Origin of the sequence: Apilactobacillus bombintestini (assembly GCF_003627035.1) — a bacterium.
Classification (GTDB): Bacteria; Bacillota; Bacilli; order Lactobacillales; family Lactobacillaceae; genus Apilactobacillus; species Apilactobacillus bombintestini.
On the sequence record NZ_CP032626.1, the window covers coordinates 815086 to 840821 of the forward strand.

The 25736-nt window shown below is 31.4% G+C and carries 18 protein-coding genes, 1 tRNA gene and 1 other annotated feature; of the genes, 5 read left to right on the forward strand and 14 right to left on the reverse strand.

All coding sequences use genetic code 11. The features are described from left to right. Positions 1-35: 35 nt before the first annotated feature. The 6 genes from D7I45_RS04040 to D7I45_RS04065 all read right to left on the reverse strand — a co-directional run bounded on the left by D7I45_RS04040 (position 36) and on the right by D7I45_RS04065 (position 8261). The gene (locus tag D7I45_RS04040; RefSeq protein ID WP_162924086.1) at positions 36-2513 is read right to left on the reverse strand and encodes an ATP-binding protein; all 2478 of its coding nucleotides are present in this window, start codon (positions 2511-2513) and stop codon (positions 36-38) included. After that, positions 2503-3690 carry a metallophosphoesterase family protein gene (locus tag D7I45_RS04045; protein ID WP_162924087.1) on the reverse strand — a complete coding sequence of 396 codons (1188 nt, stop codon included), beginning with the start codon at positions 3688-3690 and terminating at the stop codon, positions 2503-2505. The genes D7I45_RS04040 and D7I45_RS04045 overlap by 11 nt, the downstream gene beginning before the upstream one ends. Positions 3691-3771: 81 nt before the next feature. After that, positions 3772-5871 carry a transglycosylase domain-containing protein gene (locus D7I45_RS04050; protein ID WP_120784473.1) on the reverse strand — a complete coding sequence of 700 codons (2100 nt, stop codon included), beginning with the start codon at positions 5869-5871 and terminating at the stop codon, positions 3772-3774. 114 nt (positions 5872-5985) lie between these two features. Further along, on the reverse strand, positions 5986-7677 hold the full coding sequence (gene argS / locus D7I45_RS04055; protein WP_120784474.1) for an arginine--tRNA ligase: 1692 nt from the start codon (positions 7675-7677) through the stop codon (positions 5986-5988). A 242-nt stretch (positions 7678-7919) separates the two neighbouring features. Next, a tRNA-Gly gene (locus D7I45_RS04060) sits at positions 7920-7990 on the reverse strand. A gap of 46 nt (positions 7991-8036) precedes the next feature. After that, positions 8037-8261, reverse strand: coding sequence for a DUF2187 domain-containing protein (locus D7I45_RS04065; RefSeq protein ID WP_120784475.1), 225 nt, complete (start codon positions 8259-8261; stop codon positions 8037-8039). Between the two features lie 260 nt (positions 8262-8521). On the opposite strand from D7I45_RS04065, the gene D7I45_RS04070 reads away from it, so the two are divergent. After that, positions 8522-8860 (forward strand): DUF1516 family protein, encoded by a 339-nt coding sequence (locus D7I45_RS04070; protein ID WP_120784476.1) that lies wholly within the window; start codon positions 8522-8524, stop codon positions 8858-8860. Positions 8861-8899: 39 nt separating this feature from the next. Here D7I45_RS04070 and D7I45_RS04075 read toward each other — a convergent pair whose 3' ends face one another. The 5 genes from D7I45_RS04075 to D7I45_RS04095 form a co-directional block, all read right to left on the reverse strand. Further along, positions 8900-9613, reverse strand: a complete 714-nt coding sequence (locus D7I45_RS04075; RefSeq protein ID WP_120784883.1) for an aspartate/glutamate racemase family protein — start codon at positions 9611-9613, stop codon at positions 8900-8902. A gap of 10 nt (positions 9614-9623) precedes the next feature. Then, the gene (locus tag D7I45_RS04080) at positions 9624-10871 is read right to left on the reverse strand and encodes a carboxylate--amine ligase (RefSeq protein ID WP_120784477.1); all 1248 of its coding nucleotides are present in this window, start codon (positions 10869-10871) and stop codon (positions 9624-9626) included. Then, positions 10864-12402, reverse strand: coding sequence for a UDP-N-acetylmuramoyl-L-alanyl-D-glutamate--2,6-diaminopimelate ligase (locus tag D7I45_RS04085; RefSeq protein WP_120784478.1), 1539 nt, complete (start codon positions 12400-12402; stop codon positions 10864-10866). Before D7I45_RS04085 ends, D7I45_RS04080 begins: the two co-directional genes overlap by 8 nt. Positions 12403-12434: 32 nt before the next feature. Continuing rightward, positions 12435-14318 carry an asparagine synthase (glutamine-hydrolyzing) gene (gene asnB, locus D7I45_RS04090; RefSeq protein WP_120784479.1) on the reverse strand — a complete coding sequence of 628 codons (1884 nt, stop codon included), beginning with the start codon at positions 14316-14318 and terminating at the stop codon, positions 12435-12437. A 263-nt stretch (positions 14319-14581) separates the two neighbouring features. Next, positions 14582-16843 (reverse strand): ATP-binding cassette domain-containing protein, encoded by a 2262-nt coding sequence (locus D7I45_RS04095; RefSeq protein ID WP_120784480.1) that lies wholly within the window; start codon positions 16841-16843, stop codon positions 14582-14584. 159 nt (positions 16844-17002) lie between these two features. Here D7I45_RS04095 and D7I45_RS04100 point away from each other — a divergent pair, with 159 nt between their 5' ends. From D7I45_RS04100 to D7I45_RS04110, 3 genes are all read left to right on the forward strand, one after another. After that, a complete protein-coding gene (locus tag D7I45_RS04100) occupies positions 17003-17362 on the forward strand; it encodes a hypothetical protein (RefSeq protein ID WP_162924088.1) in 360 nt (119 codons plus the stop codon). A 214-nt stretch (positions 17363-17576) separates the two neighbouring features. Further along, on the forward strand, positions 17577-17960 hold the full coding sequence (gene mscL, locus D7I45_RS04105; RefSeq protein WP_120784482.1) for a large-conductance mechanosensitive channel protein MscL: 384 nt from the start codon (positions 17577-17579) through the stop codon (positions 17958-17960). A 106-nt stretch (positions 17961-18066) separates the two neighbouring features. After that, positions 18067-18699: a deoxynucleoside kinase gene (locus D7I45_RS04110; RefSeq protein ID WP_120784483.1), complete on the forward strand. Its 633-nt coding sequence runs from the start codon at positions 18067-18069 to the stop codon at positions 18697-18699. A gap of 60 nt (positions 18700-18759) precedes the next feature. On the opposite strand, the gene pepV is transcribed toward D7I45_RS04110, so the two are convergent. After that, a complete protein-coding gene (gene pepV / locus D7I45_RS04115) occupies positions 18760-20166 on the reverse strand; it encodes a dipeptidase PepV (protein WP_120784484.1) in 1407 nt (468 codons plus the stop codon). Between the two features lie 116 nt (positions 20167-20282). Here pepV and D7I45_RS04120 point away from each other — a divergent pair, with 116 nt between their 5' ends. Beyond that, on the forward strand, positions 20283-21113 hold the full coding sequence (locus D7I45_RS04120) for an NAD(P)H-hydrate dehydratase (protein ID WP_120784485.1): 831 nt from the start codon (positions 20283-20285) through the stop codon (positions 21111-21113). A 55-nt stretch (positions 21114-21168) separates the two neighbouring features. Here D7I45_RS04120 and D7I45_RS04125 read toward each other — a convergent pair whose 3' ends face one another. Together D7I45_RS04125 and leuS are read right to left on the reverse strand one after the other, a co-directional pair. After that, the gene (locus D7I45_RS04125; RefSeq protein WP_120784486.1) at positions 21169-22821 is read right to left on the reverse strand and encodes a putative polysaccharide biosynthesis protein; all 1653 of its coding nucleotides are present in this window, start codon (positions 22819-22821) and stop codon (positions 21169-21171) included. A gap of 131 nt (positions 22822-22952) precedes the next feature. Next, positions 22953-25370 carry a leucine--tRNA ligase gene (gene leuS, locus D7I45_RS04130; protein ID WP_120784487.1) on the reverse strand — a complete coding sequence of 806 codons (2418 nt, stop codon included), beginning with the start codon at positions 25368-25370 and terminating at the stop codon, positions 22953-22955. Positions 25371-25426: 56 nt separating this feature from the next. Continuing rightward, positions 25427-25633 (reverse strand) — a binding site (T-box leader). Positions 25634-25736 lie beyond the last annotated feature (103 nt).

Consider the following 25736-nt stretch of genomic DNA (forward strand, 5'->3'; position numbering starts at 1 on the left):
AGAAAAGCCCGGTAGTTTTTAACTACCGGGCTTTTCTAATACTCATTTAGATTTAATACATCATTTTTATCCACTAAATTTGGAATACCATCATCACAAGTAGTATATATTACTTGTAAATTGTCACTTAGTTTATTTAATAAATTAACAGCATTCTTAGTTCTATTACTATCAAATTCTGTTAGTCCATCATCAATAATTATTGGTAATTGGTAACTTCTACCAAATACAACTGATAATGACAAAATTAATGATAAATACAATTGTTCAATAGTACCTCTAGACAATTCCCCTGCATCAAATTGTAACTTATCGTTTCTAGTAACTTTCAATTTACTCTTATAATAAGTTATCTTAGTATATCTTTGATTAGTTAGAATTCCGAAGAATTCCTTTGCCTTCTTTTCGAACAACGGTATTCTGTCAGCAGTTGCGATATTTAATGCTTCATCGATCCACTGACTTGATAGTTTCATAGACATCCATTGATCAACCATTGATTCAATCTCAGCTTCTTGGTTACTCTTATTTTGTAATAACTCATTATAAGTACCATCATTAATGTAGTGTTGTAATTGAATATTGATAGTTTCCAATTGTTGAGATAAATCCAAAATTTGTTTACGTAAATTATCATACTGACCAGTAAAATCAGCAATTTTTTTGTTTAACTGATCAACATTTTCATATGATTGTAATTGTTTGATTTCATCATCACTAATTTGTGATTTGAAATTAGACAATTCTTTTTTATTTTCTTCAATATTCTTCTGAACTTTAGATTCCTTAACAAAGTCATCAATTGATGAAAGATTACGTTCCTTTAAGAATGTACTTACTTCATTAGATAACGTATTTTTTTGATCAGATAACTCTTTCTTTTTCGCTAGTTGTTCTTGTATTTGTTTATTAATGCGTAGCGAATTCATATTCAGATCATTCATTTTAGAAACATATTGCTTAATATTTTCCAATTGTTTGTCATAGGAAACGCTTCTGTTCAAATCTATAACTAGATGTTTCCATTCATCAAAATATTGATTTAATTGGTTTTTATATTGTTCAACATCTTTTTCATAGGAATCAAGTGTTTGAGTATCATTAACATGTTTTTTTAGATAATTTTGTTCCGACAACCATTCACTTACTTCGTCTATGTTCACACCATATTTAGATAGATTATTCTGTAATTCACTAGCAATTTCTTGTTTTTGAGTTGTCTTTTGCGCATTCTTTTTAAGATAGTACAAATAAATTGCCGCTATTACAAATAGTACTGCACCACAAATCTTAAACATTACCGGTGTAAATATAACCAATCCGAAACCGATTATCATTGCCAAAATACTTATGATTGTGAAATTACTATTGGAAGTATTTTCGCTTACTTGATTATAACTATTCCATAAACTTCTTATGTTTTCTAAATCATTTTCATCCGCAACTGTTGTTTCAGATTGTTGATTTTCTAGCTCATCTATCATACTAATTTTTACATTTAATTGGTTTATTAAATCATTTATATTAGAAAAATCTTGAACTAGTTTATCTATGCGTGATTTATTGGAATTGAATTCATCTAATAATTTACTGTTGCTTATTTGATTTTGCAAAGCATTAATATCAGCATCAACAGAAGCAAGTTGTTTATTAACAAGGAACAATTGATTTTTTAAATCATTTAATTTCTTATCATCATCTTCTGCAAAACCTTTTTTTACATCCATATTTTTAACGGAATCGAATGTATTTATTTTTTCAAAAATAGGCCATAGTTGAGACAAATGCTTAGTCTTTTGAATTTCTTTATCCAATTTAGCGACTTGTTGTTTCATGCTACGTAGTTCTTCATTTATTTCACTATGCTTATTTTGTAATTCATTATATTTGTCAAGATTACCCTTGCTTTGTTCAATCTGATTAAGTAAATTATCATAATCTTTTAGCAAGACATTCAATGGTGGCTTACGTCCTGTAGGAGCATATAATTCCTTGGATTTCTTTTCTAAATCATCTCGCAAAGAAATCCATTCGTCACTGCCTACAAAACCTACTTTTTGGATCCTAGAAACTAATTCATTTTTACTTAATTTAGAAATTGCCTTTATGTCTAAATCTCCAAAATAAAACAAGTTTTCAAAGGTATTACGATCAATAGGACCTAAAATCTTTTTAAGGATTCCATTATCGGTGGTCATATCATTATCTATATCATAAATAGTTAAATCTCCACCATGCGTTCCGGCAACTCTAGTTAAAATGAAATGACGATTTTCTTCAGTAGTAATGGTTAATTTTCCACCATAAGAGCTAGTGTCTTTTGGTATATATTGTTCATATCCACTACCTCTTCCATCAACAAAGCCAAAGATTATTCCTTCAATCAAACTAAGTAATGTAGTCTTTCCGGCTTCATTATTACCAAAGATAATCTGTAAATTATCTTTAGTAAAATCAAAAGAAACATCATGCCACTTTCCGTAACCTAATACATCCAGCTTATTAATCTTCATCTTGTCCATCCTTTCCACTCATTAAACGCATACGAGCCTGATTAATCAGATGAGCATTGTTATTTTGTACATGATTAATAATAAAATCATATTTTCTTAATGACTTAGTCAACTTATCAATATTATCATTTTCAAAAACGTTCTTTTCAGCTTCGTCCCAAATGTTTTGATTAATTTCTGAAAATTTATGGTCATCACTTAACTCTACATTTATTTCGTAAATCCATGCATTCAATTGATTATATTCAGAAGATAATTCATTTTGAATTCGATAAATTAAATTATCTTGTTCTCCCTCAGACATAGGATTATTTAATATTAAATTCAAATTAATCAATTGCATCTTATCAAAATTCTTTTTACTAATTTCTGCAAATACATTATTTTTAATACTTTCTATATCCGTATCATCAACATGCATGTTCAATGTATTCCAATCAATCACTGAAGTAGAATGAAATTCTATATTCCATGGTGACGAACTAGTATCTACCATTAAGTAACCTTTATCACCAGGTTCATTTTTATGACGTCCTTGAATATTTCCAGAATAATAAATTGGTGGATTTTCATTTAATTGTTGTCTCTTATGGATATGACCTAATGCCCAATAATCATATTTCTTTTGTATTAGATCTTCTAGATTAAAAGGAGCATAGTTATCACCAGTTTGTTCTAATCCTCCATGTAGCATCCCTATTTGGACATCTACGTTGCTTTTAACTGGATAATCATCAATCATTTTGTCATTAATCCATTTTCTACTATAACTGAAACCAGTTATTGCTACTTTCTTATCGTCCACCATAATGGTTTTAGTTTCTACTTTGTTACCAAATACATACACATTATCAGGGAAATAGTTATTTTGTTGAGATAAATCTAAATAATCATGATTTCCATAAATAATGAATACTTTAATACCATATTTATTTAACTTTTCCATTTGAGATTGGAAAAAATCATAGGTTTTAGGAGTTTGATTATCACGATCAAATAAGTCTCCTGCTAATAAAACAAAATCTACTTCTTCTGAAATAGCATCATTAACTAATTTCTTAAATGCATTAAAAGTAGAATTATATATGCTTTCCCACAAAGTATTAGGAGTTTCATCATTTTTTAAGCCTTTAAAAGGACTTTCTAAGTGCAAATCTGCAGCATGAATAAATTTCACTATATCGCTCCTCTTCTCATACAAAAAACGTCGTATCATAGTTTATATCTATGATACGACGCTTTATATTAATCAGTCAATTTACTTCCCGATAAATTTCTTGGCATCACTCCACCAATTTTTAGCATTTTGCTTCAAATTGTTGACACCTTTATCAAAGTCCTTTGAGAACTTCTTAGCACCATTATGGAATTTACCCCAGAATCCAGATCCTGAATTATCATCAGATGATTCAGGGTGTTGATCTAGGTATGCAGCATCCTTAACACTAAATGTATTATCACCTGTGGTTGGCAATATTTGCTGCAATTCATTTCTAAATAATGGTCCTACTCCAGTACCACTAAGGTTTTCCAAATGGTGGTTAGAATTTGTATTATCAAATCCTTCCCAAGTAGCTAAAACCACTTTAGGAGTGTAACCAATAATCCATTTATCACGAGTAGCATCTGAATCACCAGTATTATCAGCTTCAGTACTACCGGTCTTACCAGCAACTTGATAGCCATAAGGTTTAGCAGAAACTCCAGTACCATTATCAAATACTCCAAGCATCATACTAGTCATCTTATTAGCTACAGATTTAGACATTACATTCTTAGATGGTGAATTGGTATCATCTTCATCAACTATAACTTTACCTGACGAGTCCACTATCTTTCTAATATAGTGAGGAGTGGTCATATTTCCTTCATTTGCAAAGGCTGTATATGCACCAGCCATTTGTTGAGGAGAAACACCTGTAGATAATCCACCTAATGCAAGGGCTAAATTCTTATCACGTTTCTGAACAGGTAGACCAAATGATTTCACTGAATCGTAACCTTTTTCTACACCAATTTTATTCAACAACCAAACAGCCGGAGCATTCATACTTTCAGCTAATGCTTTATACATTGGTGTAGTACCAGTATATACATTATTATAATTTCTTGGTGTGTACTTGTTACTACCATATGACTTCACTTTGTTTTGTAAATCAGAGTTAAAATCATAACCATTTTCCAAGGCTGGAGTGTAAACAGCTAATGGCTTTATTGTGGATCCCGGTTGACGCTTAATTTGCGTTGCACGGTTATATCCTCTAAAGACATGTTGTCCACGTCCACCAACAACCGCTGATACACCACCAGTTCTTGGATCAATCGCAACTGAAGCTGCTTGAACCTTAGTTCCATCAGCAGCATTAGTTGGAAACATACTGTCATTTGCAAAATCATTTTGTAAACTAGATTGTTGTGATTGATTCAACGTAGTATAAATCTTATATCCACGGTTCATAATATCAGATTCAGATAACCCATATTTACTTATAGCTTCATCAATAACGGCATCAAAGTAATAAGGATACTTATATCCATCTTTATATTGATATGAATTTCTAACTTGAATAGGCGTCTTCTTTAAACTATTAGCTTCAGATTGACTAATTTTATTGTTATCAGCCATTAATTGTAAAACAACATTTCTTCTTTGAAGTGCTAATTTAGGATGATCTACTGGATTATATGCACTTGGATTAGTAAGCATACCAGCAATTACGGCAGCATCCTGTACAGGCAAATTCTTAGCACTCATCCCAAAGTAACGTTTAGAAGCATCTTCCACTCCATAGACACCATTTCCAAAGTAAGAATTATTCATATACATAGTTAGAATTTGATTTTTACTATATACATTTTCTACTTGAATGGACAAAAACAATTCTTTTAATTTACGACTAAAAGTTTGTTGTTGAGTTAAATATGCATTTTTTACTAGTTGTTGAGTTAGTGTACTTCCTCCACCACTAATATATTCTCTATGCATAATCTTGTTTTTTATCATTAATAATATAGCTCTTCCAAATCCTTTAGCTGAAAAACCATGTTCGTGATAAAAGTTTCTATCTTCGGTAGATAATATAGCATTAGGTATATTACTAGAAATATTTTTATAACTAACATAAGTACCCTTTTGCGAATAAATCTTACCAGCCTTGTTATTCTTCGCATCATAAATAACAGTTGATTGTTCTAATGAAGATTGCAAATTTTGTACATGCGTAGTTTTTGCAATAAATGTACAATAAGCACTCATTGTAAAAAATAATAGTAGAAATACTACAATTAACCAACGAGTCAATTGATATCGTTTCCACAATCTCTTGAAACGACTTTTTTTATTTTCTGATTTCTTCATCTAATAAACTACTCCTCCATAGACGATGATTATTAATACCATTTTAACCCAAAAATAGAAATATGGGTAAAATAAAAGACACATTTAGCAAAAGTTAAATGTGTCTCTTTATAATTACATTTGGTCAGGAGCCTTAACACCTAGTAATCTCAATGATTCTTTCAATACAATTGATACTGATTTAACTAATGCTAAACGAGCATCTTTTTCATCATTGTCTTCCAAAATCTTAGTATGAGCATAGTATTTATTAAATGCTTTAGCTAGACGTAATGAATATTTTGCGATAACTGATGGTTCAAATTCATCACAAGCCATTCTTACTCTTGCAGGGAAATCATTTAATAATTTAACTACGTTCCAAGATTCAGCATCGTTTAACTTCTTAGCAACGTTAGTGAAATCAACATCGCCAGCCTTACGTAAAATGCTTTCAGCACGAGCATGAGCATATTGTACGTATGGACCAGTTTCACCTTCGAATCTCAATTGATCTTCTAGGTTAAAGTCAATGTTATTAATTTTTTCATTCTTCAAATCACCAAAGACGATGGCACCAACACCAACTTCTTTAGCAACTTCTTCTTTATTAGGAAGATCAGGGTTCTTTTGAGCAATTTGCTTCTTAGCAATATCAATAGAATCATTTAATACTTCATCTAATAGAATAATACGACCAGAACGAGTAGATAGTTTCTTACCATTAACAGTAATCAAACCAAATGGAACGTGATGTAAATCTTTAGCAGATGGAACACCCATTTCCATTAAAACAGCCTTCAATTGTTTGAAGTAGTATGTTTGTTCTGAACCAACTACATATAAGTTCATTGCAGGATGGTATGTTTGATCTCTGTAAATTGCAGTAGCAATATCTCTAGTGATGTATAGTGAAGCACCATCACTCTTTAAGATTAATGCAGGGTTTAAATTGTATTTGTCTAGGTCAACAATAGTAGCACCTTGTGACTTACTCAATAAACCTTTTTCATTTAGTGAATCAACTACACCTTGTAATTTGTCGTTGTAGAATGCTTCACCATTGTAAGTATCAAAAGTTACACCTAACTTATTGTAAATCTTTTCAAATGCTTCAATAGATACTTTTCTGAACCATTTCCATAATTTAAGTGCTTTTTCATCACCATTTTCTAGTTTTCTGAACCAGTCTCTGGCAACGTCATCTAATTCTGGTTGTTCTTTATCCACTTTATGGAATTTTACATAGTATTTAACTAAGTTATTAATTGGGTCTTTCTTTACGTCTTCTTCATTACCCCACATTAAGTAAGCAGTGATTAACTTACCAAATTGAGTACCCCAGTCACCTAAGTGATTATCCTTAATAGGTTTGTAACCATTCTTTCTTAGGATTTCAGCAACTGAGTTACCAATAACTGTAGATCTTAAATGACCCATTGAAATTGGTTTAGCAATGTTTGGTGAAGACATATCGATAGTTACGTTTCCACCTTTACCATCATCATTTTGACCGTATTGTTCTTTTTGATCCAAAATGCTGTTTAAAACATTTTCACTAAATGCTGATTTATCCAAGAAGAAGTTAACATATGGACCTGCAGCTTCAACATGATCAAAATCACTTTGATCAATTTTTTCAATGATGTCACCAGCAATTTGTTGAGGTGCTTTTCTAAATTTCTTAGCTAAAATAAAAGTAGGAAAAGCAATATCTCCCATTTTTGAATCCTTAGGTCTTTCTAATTTGGATTCAATATCTTCAACTGACAATTCATTATCTAAAGCATTTGACAATGCTTTGGCAACTAATTCTTTGTTTTCCATTAACATTCCCTCCATAAAAAAAGTCTCTCACAATATAGTAATTGTAAGAGACGGAATTTAACCCGCGGTACCACTCTAGTTGATATTATATATCCGCTTAATATTTAACTTATAATTTCTAAAAAGTACGAATTCAGTATACTCTAGTCATTGGCTTCCATCGTCCCAATGTCGCTGTAAAAAGAAAATATACTTACTAGTCTTTTATTATCGAATAGTATCTGCTAGTTATTTAAAACTAAAGCGGGTAACGGGAATCGGACCCGCGACTTAAGCTTGGGAAGCTTATATTTTACCACTAAACTATACCCGCAGATACAAATTAATTATATCATACGTTATAATTTTTGGTAAGTAATTTAAGCAGTCTTTCTTCGAGCTGGTTTAGCATACTTTTTGCTAACCACGGCACGTTTATTGTATTCGTTAACAACGATACTGTCTTCTTCATGATGATCATCAATAAAAACCATCACAGAATTTTCATAAATCTTTTCAATCGTACCGGCAAAATCATGTTTTAAATAACCGAATCTAGGTGCGGAAACATAATCTCCTACTTTTAATTCTTTGGGTTCAGCCATCTTTTTTGCCTCCTTATTAAAAATAACGCGATATTGATAATATCAAAAGCCATTATTAATATCAAGGAATTTTTATACACATGTATCAATTATTTTTTTATATTCACTTTCATTGCTGTCATGACAACAATTTAACACTAATTATATTAAATAAATCTATAATATTTTTACAGCATAAAATAATTTTATTCATTAATGTTATCATCATTTCATAAATACTGATAGAATGTATAGTAAGTTATTAAATAGGAGGAAGAAATATGTGGGGATTACTTTCAATCATTATGATCATTTTATATGTGATTGCTGTTACCATTGGATTAACGATGATTCGTGCTAAAAGAATTATTCAATCATTAATATGGAGTCGTATTTTATATATATTAACTTTCACATGCCAATTAGTAATCACTATCCGTATATTTCATAACCATCCATACAGTGCTATTTTATCTGATATCATAGCTATAACGTTATTTATACTTACTGAAATTAATTTTTCTAATAAACAACAAACCCATTTATATGGCTTTAATATAACTTTATTAGTTATTATGGCCCTTTCATTATTATCAATAACCATTTTTAATATTCAATAAAAAAACTCTTAAATCAACAAATGATTTAAGAGTTTTTATTTATTCATGTTTTCTATTTTTAATTGCTAAATCAATGGAACGATCAACTAATACTGATTGAGCATCAATTACAGGATAATCATGGTCTCCAGCTCTTTCTTGTGCGACCGATAATTCGGTACATCCCAAGATAATAACATCACATTTCAATTCATTTTTCATTTCATCTAAAATGTGGTGATATAAATCACTGTTGACCTCATTTCTTTCCTTAACATATTTATAGATTAACTCCATAGTTTCATCTTGAATATGTTTAGTAGGTTTTACCATTTCATATCCAGCATCTTTAATTTCTTTATCATATATACCGTCGTAAATAGTTCCTTTAGTGGCAATTAATCCAATTCTAGTTGCCTTAGGAAAAACATTACTTATTTCTTTAACTGCTTCCTTAGGCATATGCAATATTGGAATTTTAGTCATGCTTTGTAACTCATCATAAAAATAATGAGCTGTATTGCATGGGATAACAAAGAAATCAGGATTTAATTGAGACTGTTGCTCAATATCTTCCTTCAAAGGTATTAGTGGATTAGGTTTTTCATGATTTAAAATATAATCAGTTCTATCAGGAATAGTAGCATGATTGACCAAAATATAGTTTAAATATTCTTGATCACTCTTAGCAGGAGTACGATCATTTAATAAATGAATATAACTCTCTGTAGCTTCTGTTCCCATACCACCAATGATTGAGAAAAATCTTTTCATAGTATCATCCTTATTTTTCGCTGAAGTATTGCTTAAAGTTTTTGGCATAAATATGTTTCATCCAAACATTTAACAACCAACGCTTAGGATTTCTATCTCTTTCATACCAGAAAGTAGTTCCTACTTGTCTCTTCTTGATTAATTGCAAAGCAAATTCTTTATCAGCATTTTCTTTAGCATACTTCTTAAATACACCTTCACCTACACCTAACCATAAGTAACGACTGTCCTTATCTTTATTAGCATAGATAGTTTGCTTATCTTCAAGTGAATTAAAGACATAATCTCTAACAGTCCAATCAGCTAGATTGTAACCATTTAGAGTTACAAAGAAACTACTTCTTCCTTGACGAAGATTAATTTCGAATAACTTAAATGTATTATCACGAGTATCATACTTCATATCAAAGTTGGCATATCCTACATAGTTAATTTCTTCCAAGAATTTCTTAATCATGTCATATAATTGTTCATTATATTCTGGCAAGATTGCAACATAATTTCCAATTGATGATGGTGAAGGATCTTCCAATAATGGATGACCTAGACACATCATTTTAACTTGATGATTCTTATCAACATACGCATTTAATGTACGCATATTACTATCATCACCAGGAATGAAGTCTTGTAAGATCAAATCAGAAGTATAACCATTTACATAGATTTTCTTAACAATATCTTTAAATTCTTCTTCAGATTTAATAATGAAAGCTTTTTTACGACCTTCAAAATGAATATCTAGCCATTCAACACTATTAGTTGGCTTTAATGCTACAGGGTAGCCAAATGGTTGTTGAATAGGTTCACCACTTTCGTAATCAGCCTTAGTAATAATCTTAGTCTTAGGATATGGTAAATCATACTTTTCACATAATTTGTAAAAGTTTTCTTTACTGTTTAGCTTTTTGATTAAATCATAGTCAACATATGGACAAACAAAAACATCGTTTAATTCATCCTTATGTTTAGAAATTAATTCTGCATATCCATCACCACATCCAATTAAAATAACTGGTTCTTTGTGATTTGCATATTCTTTCTTTAATTTACGCATGGATTCAATCCATTTTGGATCTTCACTAAATCCATCAATTAAAGTTAGATCAACAATTTTAGTAAAACGTGTAGGAGCTAGCATTTTTTCAGCATAAGCTTTCACAGGTTTTCTGTATTTTTCATATAATGAGCGTGCCATTCCATAGGCGTTAAAATCACTACCTAATAGAATTACAGTAAAATCAGATTTATTATTCATTTTCTATCCCTTTCAAAACATTTTGTACTACGACGGAATCAGTTTCGTAAGGAGTATCTACGCCGTTTATTTTCTGGTAAGGATCTCTTCCTTTACCAGCTACTACTATCATAGCATTATTATCGCCAGCGTAAATAGCTTTTTTGATAGCTAATCTTCTATCTAATTCTTTATGAACTTCTACTTTATCATGATCTACATAAGAATCAATTTCATTAACGATATCTTTAGGATCTTCAAATGCTGGATCATCAGTAGTTAAGAAAGCTACATCAGCATTTTCAGAAAGTGCTTTACCAAAGCCTTCTCTACGATCTTCACCTTTGTTTCCGGGACTACCTACTACCACAATAACTTTTCCATCTGCATTATTGGCTTTTAAAAAGCCAAGTAACGCATGCATACTTGCATAGTTATGAGCATAGTCTACATAAACAGTTCCATGGTTACCAGCATCATATGATTCCATTCTACCAGGAACGAATACATTAAATAATCCTTCTTGAGCTTCTTTAACTGTAGCATTAGCTAATTTAGTGGCAATTAAAGCTGACATAGCATTAGATTCATTATAATCACCTGCTACCGCAATTTTGTAGTCGTCTTCTAAATTCATTTGTTTAGCTTTATCTGTATTAGCAATTACTCTAATTTCATTACTATTGATGGTATCGGCTATACTACTGAATTGAAAATCAACATCAATACCATTAACTTGTTTTTGATTGCGGCTAAATAAATATACCTTACCTAATTCAGTAGTAGATTTAGCTGCACCATATACTTCAGCAAAGTGGTCAGTATCCGCATTGATAATACAATTTCGTGAATTGACCATAAGTTGTTCCTTGCAATGTAAATAATCTGCAAAAGTAGGATGTTCATTAGGTCCAATATGATCTGGGGATATATTCAAGAATATACCTACATCAAATTTCAATCCGTACACACGATTTTTCTTGTATGCTTGGGATGAAACTTCCATCACTAAGTGAGTCATTCCATTATCAACTGCTTGTCTCATATATTTAAATACATCCAATGATTCCGGTGTAGTTAAATGTGATTTAAATCTTTGAGATGGCTTGTTACCCACCACAGTATCAATTGTGGAAATCAACGCCGTTTTGTTGTCAGTAGTGTGATTTAAAATACTTTTTGCAAAGTAAGACGAAGTAGTTTTACCTTTAGTTCCAGTATATGCAATCACAAATAAATTATTCTGTGGATAGCGATAAAAGGCAGCGCCTACTAGAGACATTGCCTTTTGTACGTTATTAACAATAATTTGTGTTAATCCATTGCCTTCTGGATACTTTTCTTCAGATACATATCCAGTAGAACCTTTATCTTTTGCCATAGTTAGGTATTCAGGATTGAAATTACCTTTACAGAAGAATAAAGTATTTGGATTAGCGTTTCTGGAATCGTAAGTTACATCATCAAAAGAAGTATGTTCACTATAAACTACTTCTTTTAACAAACCATGTTCATTTAATAAAGTTTTTATTTCATCAATTCCAAGAGCCATTATCATTCATTTCCTCGCATCAGTATTTAAGATTATGCTTGTAGTTGTACCTTGTTGATGGTATCAGCATTAGTATCTTCTGGGAAGTATACTTCATACCATAAAATAAATAGGTATGGAGTCATAATCTTTTGCATAGATGATTTACCTTCATCGTGTTCCTTTAGAATTCTTAATAATTCATCAGTATTAAAGAATTTTTCAGCAACATCGGAAGTAAATGCACGAACAATTCTGTCATGGAATTCTGGTTCTCTAATCCATGATGCAATTGGAGATGGGAATCCAAGTTTTTCCTTCATAGCTACCTTGTCTGGTAATGCTCTTTCAGCAGCTTTTCTTAGAGAAATCTTGGTCCCTTCTTTATTAATTCTAGTCTTAATTGGCATAGTGGAAGCAAATTCAGCAACTTCCTTATCAACCAATGGAGTTCTAACTTCAAGAGAGTTAGCCATACTCATACGGTCAGCTTTTTGTAAGATATCAAATGGTAACCAAGTGTTGATATCAAAGTATTGCATTTGAGTCATTTCATCTTTGTCTTTTACTTCATCAAAAATGTGCTTAGTGTATGCACCTGAATCAACGTTAAGTGATGGATCCTTCAATAGCTTATTTCTGTCATCGTAATTAAATACATAGTTTACACGGTAATATCTTTCACTCAATGGTTGAGCACCACGAATTAAGAAACGACGGCCATGGAATCTAGGTAATTTAACAGCAATGCTTGCTAAAGCTTTACGGATGAATCCAGGAACATATTTTTGATATCTTTCGAATGGAATAGCTTCAAGGTAAGTATTGTATCCACCGAAGAATTCATCAGCACCTTCACCAGATAGAGCAACTTTAACATTCTTTCTGGTACCTTTAGCTAGGTAGAATAATTGAATTGCTGAAGGGTTTGATAATGGTTCATCCATGTAGTACATCATAGTTGGTAAGAAATCAAAGTAATCCTTATCAGTGATCTTAATAGGTGTATTTTGTTGTCCAATTTGGTTTGCAAAATCAGTTGACCATGAAAGTTCACTGTACTTAGAATTATCGAAACCTAATGAGAATGACTTAATAGGTTTTAACTTAGATGCTTCATTTAAAACATAACTTGAATCCACACCACTTGATAAGAAACTACCTACTTCAACGTCAGCAATCATATGTGCTTTTACGGAATCTTTAACAATTCCTTCAATCTTCTTAGCATCTTCTTCTACAGTTTGTGATTGATCAATGTGATCATAGTTAAACTTGTAGTAACGATGTGTTTCAGTTGTTTTTTCATCAATGTGATGAATGAAGTAAGTTCCAGGCATTACCTTGTAAACATTTTTAAACATGGTTTCGGCAGATGGAATAAATTCAAAGCTTAAATGAATTGGTAATAAATCAATGTTTAATTCTTTCTTAAATGCAGGGTTAGATAAAAATGCTTTAATTTCGGAACCATACATGAATGCATCACCATCATCGTAGTAATACAATGGCTTAATACCAAAATGATCACGTGCACCGAAGATTTCATTCTTAGCACTGTCATAAATGACAAATGCATACATTCCACGAAGTTTCTTTAATAGAGCTGGACCCCATGCTTCGTAACCACGAATTAAAACTTCAGAGTCAACGTCAGTTTCAAATTCCCAACCTTCATCTTCAAGTTCTTTTCTAATTTCTTGATAGTTATAAATTTCACCATTAAAAGTAAGAACTTTCTTCTTGTCTTTACTGTATAATGGTTGTCCACCATGGGCTAAGTCAATAATTGATAGACGTCTGAATCCCATAGATACCTTATCGTCTTGGAAATATTTTTCGTCATCAGGACCACGATGCTTGATTCTATCAGCCATCTTACTAATAGTATCGTTCGGTACATCCTTTTGGTTCACATATCCGCAAAATCCACACATATTATTAATCCCCTTTGTTGTTTTTTCCGTATATTTATTAGTTATTTTATATTAATTATCTTGTACATATTCCATTGTAACAAAACATTAGCAAATGCGGCCATAAAATTGAATTTTATATTTACGCAAAATTATATAGTACACTAACTAATATTATTAAGTATAATCATATCGGCTATTCTGTCCAGAAAAATATTCTAAAAATTTAAAATAATTATAAAAAAACAGTAAAGCCTTGTTAAAGAGCTTTACTGTCCCCATATTTATTCTCTTTTTTGATTATAATCACGCATAGCTTGGCCAGTAACTGACTTACTATCATTTAATGAATCTTCAGGAGTACCAGTGTACAAGATTTGTCCACCATAACGTCCTGCACTTGGACCCACATCAATCATCCAATCAGATTTACTGATTACTGATAGATTGTGTTCCACGATAATTAAGGTATTTCCTTTTTTAACTAAATCATCAAATAAATTAGTCATAATAGAAACATCTTTCATGTGTAATCCAGCTGTGGGTTCATCTAATAGATAAACAGTTCCTGTCTTATTTAATTGAAGAGCTAGTTTTAATCTTTGAACTTCACCACCAGATAAAGTATCTAATGATTGACCTAATGATAGATAATCTAAGCCTACTCTTTGCATGTTAATTAACTTGCTTTGAATATCTTTATATTTAGCGAAAAAGTCAATTGCCTCTTTAATGGATAAATTTAATACTTCACTAATATCTAACCCATTTAAATGGTATTGAAGTGCTTCATCACTATATCTTTTACCATGACATTTTTCACAGGTTTGAATTACTGGATCCATAAATGCCATATTAGTGATTTGTACCCCACGTCCTTTACACAATGGACATTTTCCTTTTCCGTTATAACTGAATAATTGACGAGATACGTTGTTTGCATCCCCAAACAATTTTCTAATGTCATTTAAAATATCCAAATATGTTGCGGGAGTGGATCTAATATTTACCCCCACTGCATCTTGCGTTAAATCAATGTAATTATCTTGTAGTTTATCTTTAATAGCTCTCATCAAAGAACTCTTACCAGAACCAGCTACACCTGAAATTACTGTTTGTGCATTCAATGGGATGGATACATTAGCATTCTTTAGATTATGAATATTTACATTTTCTAAATCTAAAGTCTTTTCTAATTTCTTAGGCTTTTTAAATGATAATGGTTGTTGTAATAACTTACCTGTTATAGTGTCACTCTTTAACAATTCTTGATAGGTTCCATCAAAAATAATTTGACCACCATCTTTACCTGGCTTAGGACCAATTTCAACTACATAGTCAGCAATAGGAATTAATTCTGGATTATGTTCCACTACTAAAATAGTATTACCTTTAGCCTCTAGCTTCTTTAGAGCAGCACTAATCAATTTAATATCAGCTGGATGTAAGCCCACACTTGGTTCATCTAAAATATATACCATATCAGATAATGAACTATTCATATATTTAGCGATTTTAATTCTTTGTGTTTCACCACCAGATAGTGTGTCTGTTCCTCTATCTAATGTTAAATAACCTAATCCTAAATCAATTAGAGATTGAATCTTAGTAGTAACTTCACGAAGTAAATCTTGTACTAGACTTTCTTTAATGCTGTTTAAAAATTCTAAGACATGCTTTAAATCCATTTGTAAAACATCAGCTATGTTATATCCATTGATTTTACATGTTAATACTTCAGGTCTTAATTTAGTTCCATGACATTTATCACAAGCTGTACGAGTAACTATTTCTTTTATAGCTTCTTTATGATGTTGTCCTTCTTTACTTTCAATAATAGAACGTTTAATTCTTGGAATAACACCTTCATATAGAATAGAAGGTTTCCATTCTGCTGGAGCATTTTTTAGATGATGTTGAGGCGCATACAATAAATCATTCAATTCTTTTTCAGAATAATCCTTAATCTTTTTATCGTTATCAAATAATCCTGTATGTGCGTATCTCTTCCATCTCCATGTTCCAGGGCCAAAACTTACGAAAGTAATAGCGCCCTCATTTAATGATTTATTATAATCAATGACTTTATCAGGATTTATGTGATCAATGTATCCTAGGCCCTGACATTTATCACACATACCTTGTGGCAAGTTAAATGAAAATGTATCTGAGTATCCTACCCATGGTTTACCAATTCTGGAAAATAGCAAACGTAACAATGAATATATACCTGTATAAGTAGCTAAAGTAGAACGAGGATTTTTTCCCACTTTCTTTTGTTGAATAACAATTGCTACCGGTAAATTTTCTATTTTCCCAACATGAGGTGCCCCATATTTAGGTAAATACTGTTGTGTAAAACTAGGAAAAGTTTCATTCAACTCTCTTCTAGAGTTAGCTGCAATAGTATCGAAAACCAATGATGATTTTCCAGCACCTGATAATCCCGTAAATACGGTGATTGCATGTTTTTTTATCTTAATATTTAGATGTTTTAAATTATTTTGAAAAGCATCTTTAACGTTAATATAATTTTGATCTGACATTTCAATCCCCCTATTTATCTCGTAATGACAATTATACGGGTTATACATACTAAATGCATTTATTCTGTTTAATAATCATATTTTTCACTATAATAAATTGTTAATCTTGGAAAAATATAACATTAATATTATAATTAAGGTATAGAACTAAATAAAAATATGAAAGAAGATGAAGTCATGACACAAATGAAAAAAGAAAAAATGCTTGATTTAATTATTTTTATTTATAATGAATATCAACGTAATGATCTTCGCTTTGCTAAATCATTAATTTCTCATAGTTATGATGAAACTGTCACAGAATTACAAAAAGCTTACGAAAATTCTAGAAAAGCATTCAAACAACGTATTATCGAACCTATTAAGATTCCTGCCGACAGCGTAGCAATTGATTACAGTGCTGCTTTTGAAAAGATGACTGCTAAGAAGGTAACTTCTATCGAACTAAAAAAATATGCTCGTCATGCTGTTATTTCAAAAGAAATGTTGAATCAATTAGACGAACCATTAACTAAATAAATAATAAAAAGCATCGTCATGTTATTGCATGACGGTGTTTTTATTAATTTAGTTAAGAATTATACATGGTAACAAGAATATTCAACCTTATTCATTGTTACGATGCAAATCAAAATGAAACTTTGGTTATTTTTGTACCATAGCTTTACATAGGAGCAAAATAGATTGTATGTTAAAATTAATATAAATATTTAATTTTAAAGGAGTCTTTTACATGCTTAAAGATTTTAAAGCTTTTATTTCCAAAGGTAATGTAATTGATTTAGCTGTAGGTGTAATTATTGGTTCTGCTTTTACTGCTATTGTTAAGTCATTTACTACTAACCTTATCAATCCACTAATTGGAATTTTTATGGGAACCATCAATCTATCTAACATTACATTGAAATTAGGTTCCGCTAACTTCCGTATTGGTAACTTTATAAATGATGTTATTAACTTCTTAATTGTTGCCTTTATCGTATTTCTAATTGTTAGAATCTATAATCGTGTTACTAAACGTGATACCACCACTAAGGACACCAAAACTGATACCCTATTAGGTGAAATTCGTGACTTACTAAAAGAACAACAAGAAAACAATTCTCAAACAAAATAGTTTTAAATGACCTAGGTATTAACTACCTAGGTTTTTATTTTGCTGGTTAAGTTAATTTTTAAAATATGGTAGAATATTAATACTATTTTATAAATGAGGAGTTAATATGGTGATAATTACAGCAGGAATGATTGGTGTAGGAAAGACTACCTTAACTGGTAAAATTGCTGAACATTTAGGTACCAAAGCATTTTATGAACCAGTTGGTGACAATCCAGTTTTACCTTTGTACTACAACAATCCAGAACAATATGGATTCTTACTACAAATTTACTTTTTAAATAAACGTTTTGCTATGATCAAAAAAGCACTTTCTGACGATAATAATATTTTAGATCGTTCTATTTATGAAGATGCATTATTTACTAAACAAAATAATGCTGAAGGTAATATCTCTGATATGGAATTAAAAATTTATCTTGAATTATTGGATAAAATGATGGATGAATTAGATCAATTACCTAAAAAAGCACCTGATTTAATGGTTTATGCAGAAACTGATTTCGAAACTATTCTAAAAAGAATTAAAAAACGTGGTAGAGATTATGAACAATGCGATAATGATCCTAAATTAAAAGAATACTACTACCACATGTGGTCAGCTTATAAAGATTGGTATAAAGAATACGATAAAAGTCCTAAAATGAAAATTGATTTACAAAAATACGATTTATCTGACGAAAAAAATGTACCAATTATTTTAGATATGATTGATAAAAAGTTATCTGAAATCAGATAATAAAAAAAGAACTCTAGGTATAACTTAGAGTTCTTTTTTTATTAAATAATATTATTTATTTTATAGAGTAGCTAGTTCACTAATAGATTGTCCATAAATGGCCATTGCTAAAATCAAATCATCTACTGGTTGATATTCATTGGCTTGGTGCATAGTATCCTCAGTCCATGGGAATAATGCTCCAAAAGCTACCCCTCTCTTCATCATTCTACCGTATGTTCCACCACCAACAACTTCAGGTTCGGCTTCATTAACACCAGTTCTTTGACGATATACATTAATTAATTTATTTACTATTGGATCATCTGGATCAACGTAATGTGGAGCCATGTCATCAACATTTTCTACTTTTCCATTCATTACTTTGGCTGCTTCTGATAAATGTTTACCAATAGTGGCAACTGTAATGCCCTTAGGGTATCTAAAGTTAGTATTAACGAAACCACCCTTTTGGTCATTAAACGTTAAAATACCAACATTCATAGTTAAATCACCCATAATTTTATCAGTGTATTGTGCACCAATATGATTTGCTCGTGAGTCTCCATGTAAGAATTCAGAAACAAATTTAATAAATTCTTTAGCTCCTCCAGAGAAATCATATCCACGTAAAAAGTTTGCTAGGAAAGTTCCCCCGTTAACACCATTTCTAGGTTCCATTCCATGAGCAGATTTTCCAATTAAATGTAACTTAATACCTTCTTCAGTAATTTCAGAACCACCATCTAAATTACGATCTTGCATAAATACACTAAATTGTTCTGCCATTTGATCCTTAAATGGAGTTCTTACATCAGCATAAGCATCCCTTGGAACCATATTTTCACGCAAACCAGCATGAAAATCATTTAAAACATAATCAGCATCCATATCTTGTTGATTACCAAATTTAGTTTCAAAAGTAGTATTTCCTTTTTCACCATTAATCACTGGAAATTCAGCATCTGGAGAGAAACCGAAATCTGGTTCTGGTTCTAAATCAAAGTAATGCTTCATACCTGTCCAATTACTTTCTTCATCGGTACCAACTATGAAACGAATCTTGCATTTAGGTTTAATACCTTGATCCTTCATCATTTTTAAGCCATAGTATGCTGCTAAACCAGGTCCTTTATCATCAGACGCACCACGTCCGTATACCTTATTATCTTTAATAGTCATTTCAAAAGGATCAGTATCCCATCCTTCACCGGCAGGCATTACATCCGCATGAGCCAAAATAGCGAATGTCTTATCTCCTTCACCATATTCTATGTAACCGACTAAATTATCTAAATTTTTAACTTTGAATCCATCACGCTTACCGAATTCCATGTACTTAGCAAGTGCCTTAGCTGGGCCTTCACCTAATGGATATTCTTTAGTTGCATCTTCATCGTTTCTTTCACTATCAATAGCGATTAGTGCCTTTAAATCTTCTAAATATGATTCTTTATAATCATTCGCTAATTTGTCCCAATCAATCATTGTTTAATCCTCCTTAACCTTTTGTTATATTCTAGCATATTATTGAAAAATCACATTAATGATGTTTATAAATTTTAATGCTATACTGTAATCGATGTCTAAAGGAGGAAATATTTATGCCTGATATAACTGAAAATTTAGTATCTAAAACTATTAGAATAAGACCTAATAATAGTCATAAAGGAACTTACGGCAGAGTTGGATTAATTGGTGGTAGCCAAAATTTTGGTGGTGCTATTATTATGGCATCAAAAGCCAGTGTTTATTCTGGTGCAGGATTAACTACTACTTTTACAGATCCATCTAACTTAACTAGTTTACATGACCATGTTCCAGAAGCTATGTTTGCAGATTATAATGACGTTGAAAATTTAAGGGAAATGATTCCTGGCTTTAATGTTATTGTAATCGGACCCGGTCTAGGTACTGATGATAATAGCTTAAAAATTTTAAAAGCTACTTTAAATGCTGTAAATCATGACCAAATTGTTATCATCGATGGTTCAGCAATAACTTTGATGGCAAAAGAAAAACTACCAGTACCTGATGCTCAGGTTATTTTCACTCCTCATCAAATGGAATGGCAAAGATTATCAGGTATCAAAATATCTGATCAAAATGATACTAATAATATAGAGGCTGTAAAAAAGCTTCATTCTATTGTTGTACTTAAATCACATCATACTAAAATTTATACAAAAGACGAAATATTTGTAAATCCTGGTGGAACCCCTGCTCAAGCAACTGGTGGTATGGGTGACACTTTAGCTGGTATGGTAGCTGGATTCACGGCACAATTTTCTAATACAGATGATGCAGTAATTTCAGCTGTTTATAGTCACAGTGCTATCGCTGATAAACTTTCTGAAAATCAATACGTAGTACTACCCACTCAAATTATTGAAAAAATACCATTCTTTATGAAAAATCATCAAACAAAAAAATAAACCTTCTAAACAGTTAATTTAGAAGGTTTAATGAGCACTCATTAGAGTGCTTTTTTTATTTAATTCTTAATTTTTGTCTAAGTACTTCAGCTTTATTTCCTAAAACATCATCAGCTATTCTGCTCTTTAATGCAAGATATACATATACTAATCCACCAATCAATGATGATATAGATACTACTACAAAGCTTCCTACACGACCATATTGATTGATAAATAAGCTAACTAACAAATTACCAGCATAAACAGATGTTAATGCTACTAAATAAGTTATTAAAGAAAATAACACGATCCAATTCAACTTATTTAGCATATCATAACTTTTAATACTATATTGTTTATTTAATAATCTAATGATCAATCCGTTAGCTACCATAAATCCAATTCCAGAAGAAATTAGTGGACCAAATTCTTTGAATATATATACCATTGGAAATTGAGTTATAAATTTAACAATTGTTCCGTAAACAAAGAATTTAACCGCAATTCTGTTTCGCGAAATTCCTTGCATCATTGCTGAAACAACGGTAAATAAACCAAAACTGATAGATATAATGGATGAGAAAGCTAATACATTAGCAGATAATGAACCATTTAAATTACCATAAAATACACGATTTAATGGTCCAGCTACCGCAGTCATCCCTAGCGCTGCAGGAATCATAACAAATGCGAATAACACGAAACCACTAGAAATTTGATGACCAATTTCTCGTTTATCTTTTCTAGTATAAGCAGCTGAAAGTAATGGAACTACAGTAATAGCCATTGCTGAAGATAATGAAATAGTAATCATAATTAACTTGTTAGCATTACCAGCAAATATTGCATATAACTGATTTAACGTTGCGGAAGAATAATTAGTAGCTATATTCATAATTTTAAAGAATGTGAACTGATCTATTAATTGGAAAATAGATATACCAGCACCTAAAATCACGAAAGGAATAGCTTGTTGAATAATTTCTACGTATAGTTTATTAGCATTAACATGTAATTCATTATTACTATTATTAATCAATCGGCGATAATACTTTCTACGTTTAAAGTAATATAAACCTAAAATTAATAATCCTGCTAATGAACCAATAAATGCGGCAAAGGTTGATTGAGATACAGCAGTAACCCAACTACCACGCATCATTTTAATAATAAAGAATACAGCAACTAGCATATATATAACTCTAAACAATTGCTCAACAAATTGAGAAATCGCTGATGGAGCCATATCTTGAAATCCTTGAAAGTATCCTCTAGTTAAACTCATGGTTGGAATTATTAGAACAGCCCATGCTAATGAATGCATTACTGGAATAAGATTAGTATTACCATTATCAAATAATGGTGCTCCAAAATATAATAGCATTGCACAAACTATACCAGTCATTAAAGAAAGTAATAACCCTCTCTTGTACAACCGGACACTTACCCCATACTCATTTAGAGCATTATAATGGGCTACCTGCTTTGCTATTGCAGATGGAATCCCAGCAATAGATATAATTAATATCAAACTATAAACGTTATATCCTTGCACGTACAAAGCATTAGCTTGTAGGTACAAATTATCTAACATTAAACTCCACGGGATAATGTAAACTGCACCTAATATTCTAGATAAAATACTTCCGGCTGTCATCCAAGCAGATCCTTCTAGCATTTTTTCCTGTGTTAATTCATCGTTTACTTTATCATTTTGATCATGCATTTTGCATTCCCACTTTCAAATTTCTCTAACTTTTCCATTTTAATCAATATTTTACTACTTATCAACATCAGTTGTCTTTAGAAAAGAAAAAAGAGTGATAAATATTATCACTCTTTTTATTATTATTATGATTAGTTAGCGACGATGTTAACAATCTTTCCAGGAATAACGATTACTTTTCTGATATTTTTGCCATCGATAAATTCCTTTACCTTTTCATCACTCATAGCAGCTTCTTGAATAGCATCTTTAGATGCATCTGTAGCTACTTTAATGTGTGATCTAACTTTACCATTTACTTGTACTACGATTTGAACTTCATCGTCAACCAATTTACTTTCATCATAAGTTGGCCATTCAGCATAAGTAATAGTATTGTCATGACCTAATTTACTCCATAATTCTTCAGCAATGTGAGGCATAATTGGAGAAATTAGTTTTACAAATCCTTCCATGTAATCCAAGAATAAACTGTCTTGCTTGTAGCATTCGTTAACAAATACCATCATACTGGAAATAGCAATGTTGAAGCGTAAGTTCTTAATATCTTCAGTAACTTGTTTAACAGTCTTATTATAGATTTTATCCAACTTATGATCATTAACAGTAGTTACACGATCACGTAGGTTATCATCATCATCAATAAGTAATCTCCATACACGTTTAACCCATCTGTTGGAACCATTTAATCCTTCAGTACTCCATGGCTTGGATTCAGTAAGTGGACCCATAAACATTTCGTAAAGTCTTAGGGTATCAGCACCATATTCTTCAACGATATCATCTGGGTTAACAACGTTACCTTTAGACTTAGACATCTTTTCATGGTTAGTTCCTAAAATCATTCCTTGGTTAACTAGTTTTTGGAATGGTTCCTTAGTTGGAACTACTCCTAAGTCATAAAGAACTTTGTGCCAGAATCTAGCATATAGTAAATGAAGAACAGCGTGTTCTGCACCACCAATGTATAGATCAACTGGTAACCACTTCTTTAATAATTCAGGATCTGCTAACATCTTATCATTATGTGGATCGATGTATCTTAGGTAGTACCATGAACTTCCAGCCCATTGTGGCATGGTATTAGTTTCACGTTTACCTTTACGACCATTTTTATCTACCACGTTTACCCAGTCGTCAATATTAGCTAATGGTGATTCACCAGTACCTGATGGTTCAATATTATCAGTTTCTGGTAACTTCAATGGAAGTTCGTCTTCAGGAACTAATGTAGTTTCACCATCTTCCCAATGAATAACTGGAATTGGTTCACCCCAGTATCTTTGACGTGAGAAAATCCAATCTCTCAAACGGTAATTAGTCTTAGCATGACCAGCTTTATGTTCTTCTAGCCACTTAATAGCTGCTTCAATAGCATCTTTCTTGTTCATGCCATTTAAAAAGCCAGAATTAATATGCTTACCATCACCCGTGAATGCTTCTTTATCAATATCTCCACCTTCGATAACTGGTTTAATATCTAAATCGAATTTCTTAGCAAATTCGTAATCTCTATCATCATGAGCTGGAACCGCCATAATAGCACCAGTTCCATATGAAGATAATACATAATCACCAATCCAAATTGGTAGTTCTTCACCATTAATTGGGTTAATAGCATATGCACCAGTGAATACTCCAGATTTATCCTTATTTAAATCAGTTCTTTCTAGATCTGATTTAGTGGATACTTCCTTACGGTATGCTTTAATTGCATCTTTATGTTCATCAGTAACAATCTTATCAACTAAATCATGTTCAGGTGAAAGAACAATGTAAGAAGCACCGAATAATGTATCTGGTCTTGTAGTAAATACTTCTACTTGGTCTTTATGACCTTTTACATCAAAGAATACACTAGCACCTCTAGAACGGCCAATCCAGTTACGTTGCATTTCTTTAATGCTTTCAGGCCAATCTAGATCATCCAAATCGTCAATCAATCGATCTGCGTAAGCAGTAATTTTTAATACCCATTGTTTCATTGGAACACGGTATACAGGATAACCACCACGTTCAGTCTTACCATCAACAACTTCTTCATTGGCAACTACAGTTCCACCCATAAAATCAGGTGCCCAGTTTACTTCAATTTCATCTTCGTAAGCTAAGCCTTTTTTATAAAGTTGTTCAAAAATCCATTGTGTCCACTTGTAGTACTTAGGATCAGTAGTATTTACTTCACGATCCCAGTCATATGAGAAACCAAGTGATTTAATTTGTTCTCTAAAGTGTTCAATGTTTTTTTCAGTAAATGAACCAGGATGATGTCCAGTCTTCAATGCGTATTGTTCTGCAGGTAGACCAAATGCATCAAATCCAATTGGATGCAAAACATTCTTTCCACGCATACGTTCAAAACGAGCAACAATATCAGTTGCTGTGTAACCTTCTGGATGTCCTACGTGAAGGCCTTGTCCTGATGGATATGGAAACATATCTAGTGCGTAGAAATTATCTTTCTTGTCATCATTGGTTGTTTTAAAAGTTTCATTTTCTGACCAATATTTTTGCCATTTTTGTTCAATTTTCTTATGATTGTATGACATATTGTTTCCTCCCTTGTATAAATTCATCGAATAAAAAAATCCTATAAGCTTTTAGCTTATAGGACGAATTTTCCGCGGTACCACCTAAATTTATCTATTGCAAATAGATACATCTCATTGTCCTTAACGCGGAAAACGTCTTAACTTACTAATTTCAGTTAAAATTTCAACGATGAGTTCAATTAATATTGATCTAAATTCACAGCGACCATTTAGTTTCTGAAAAGCAATATTAATCTACTACTTCGTATCAACAATTCTTATTCGATAATTTAATTATTTAAATCATACCAATTGTACTTATAAAAATCAAGGCAAAGTTATCATATTATCAAAAATGTTATAATTGAGAAAAAGCATAAAGGA

Coding starts and splice junctions, on each gene's coding strand:
- D7I45_RS04040 (WP_162924086.1), bottom strand. CDS start 2,513: ATGAAGATTAATAAGCTGGATGTATTAGGTTACGGAAAGTGGCATGAT.
- D7I45_RS04065 (WP_120784475.1), bottom strand. CDS start 8,261: ATGGCTGAACCCAAAGAATTAAAAGTAGGAGATTATGTTTCCGCACCT.
- D7I45_RS04100 (WP_162924088.1), top strand. CDS start 17,003: ATGAAAGAAGATGAAGTCATGACACAAATGAAAAAAGAAAAAATGCTT.
- argS (WP_120784474.1), bottom strand. CDS start 7,677: ATGGAAAACAAAGAATTAGTTGCCAAAGCATTGTCAAATGCTTTAGAT.
- asnB (WP_120784479.1), bottom strand. CDS start 14,318: ATGTGTGGATTTTGCGGATATGTGAACCAAAAGGATGTACCGAACGAT.
- D7I45_RS04050 (WP_120784473.1), bottom strand. CDS start 5,871: ATGAAGAAATCAGAAAATAAAAAAAGTCGTTTCAAGAGATTGTGGAAA.
- D7I45_RS04070 (WP_120784476.1), top strand. CDS start 8,522: ATGTGGGGATTACTTTCAATCATTATGATCATTTTATATGTGATTGCT.
- D7I45_RS04125 (WP_120784486.1), bottom strand. CDS start 22,821: ATGCATGATCAAAATGATAAAGTAAACGATGAATTAACACAGGAAAAA.
- D7I45_RS04120 (WP_120784485.1), top strand. CDS start 20,283: ATGCCTGATATAACTGAAAATTTAGTATCTAAAACTATTAGAATAAGA.
- D7I45_RS04075 (WP_120784883.1), bottom strand. CDS start 9,613: ATGAAAAGATTTTTCTCAATCATTGGTGGTATGGGAACAGAAGCTACA.
- D7I45_RS04080 (WP_120784477.1), bottom strand. CDS start 10,871: ATGAATAATAAATCTGATTTTACTGTAATTCTATTAGGTAGTGATTTT.
- D7I45_RS04110 (WP_120784483.1), top strand. CDS start 18,067: ATGGTGATAATTACAGCAGGAATGATTGGTGTAGGAAAGACTACCTTA.
- pepV (WP_120784484.1), bottom strand. CDS start 20,166: ATGATTGATTGGGACAAATTAGCGAATGATTATAAAGAATCATATTTA.
- mscL (WP_120784482.1), top strand. CDS start 17,577: ATGCTTAAAGATTTTAAAGCTTTTATTTCCAAAGGTAATGTAATTGAT.
- D7I45_RS04095 (WP_120784480.1), bottom strand. CDS start 16,843: ATGTCAGATCAAAATTATATTAACGTTAAAGATGCTTTTCAAAATAAT.
- leuS (WP_120784487.1), bottom strand. CDS start 25,370: ATGTCATACAATCATAAGAAAATTGAACAAAAATGGCAAAAATATTGG.
- D7I45_RS04085 (WP_120784478.1), bottom strand. CDS start 12,402: ATGGCTCTTGGAATTGATGAAATAAAAACTTTATTAAATGAACATGGT.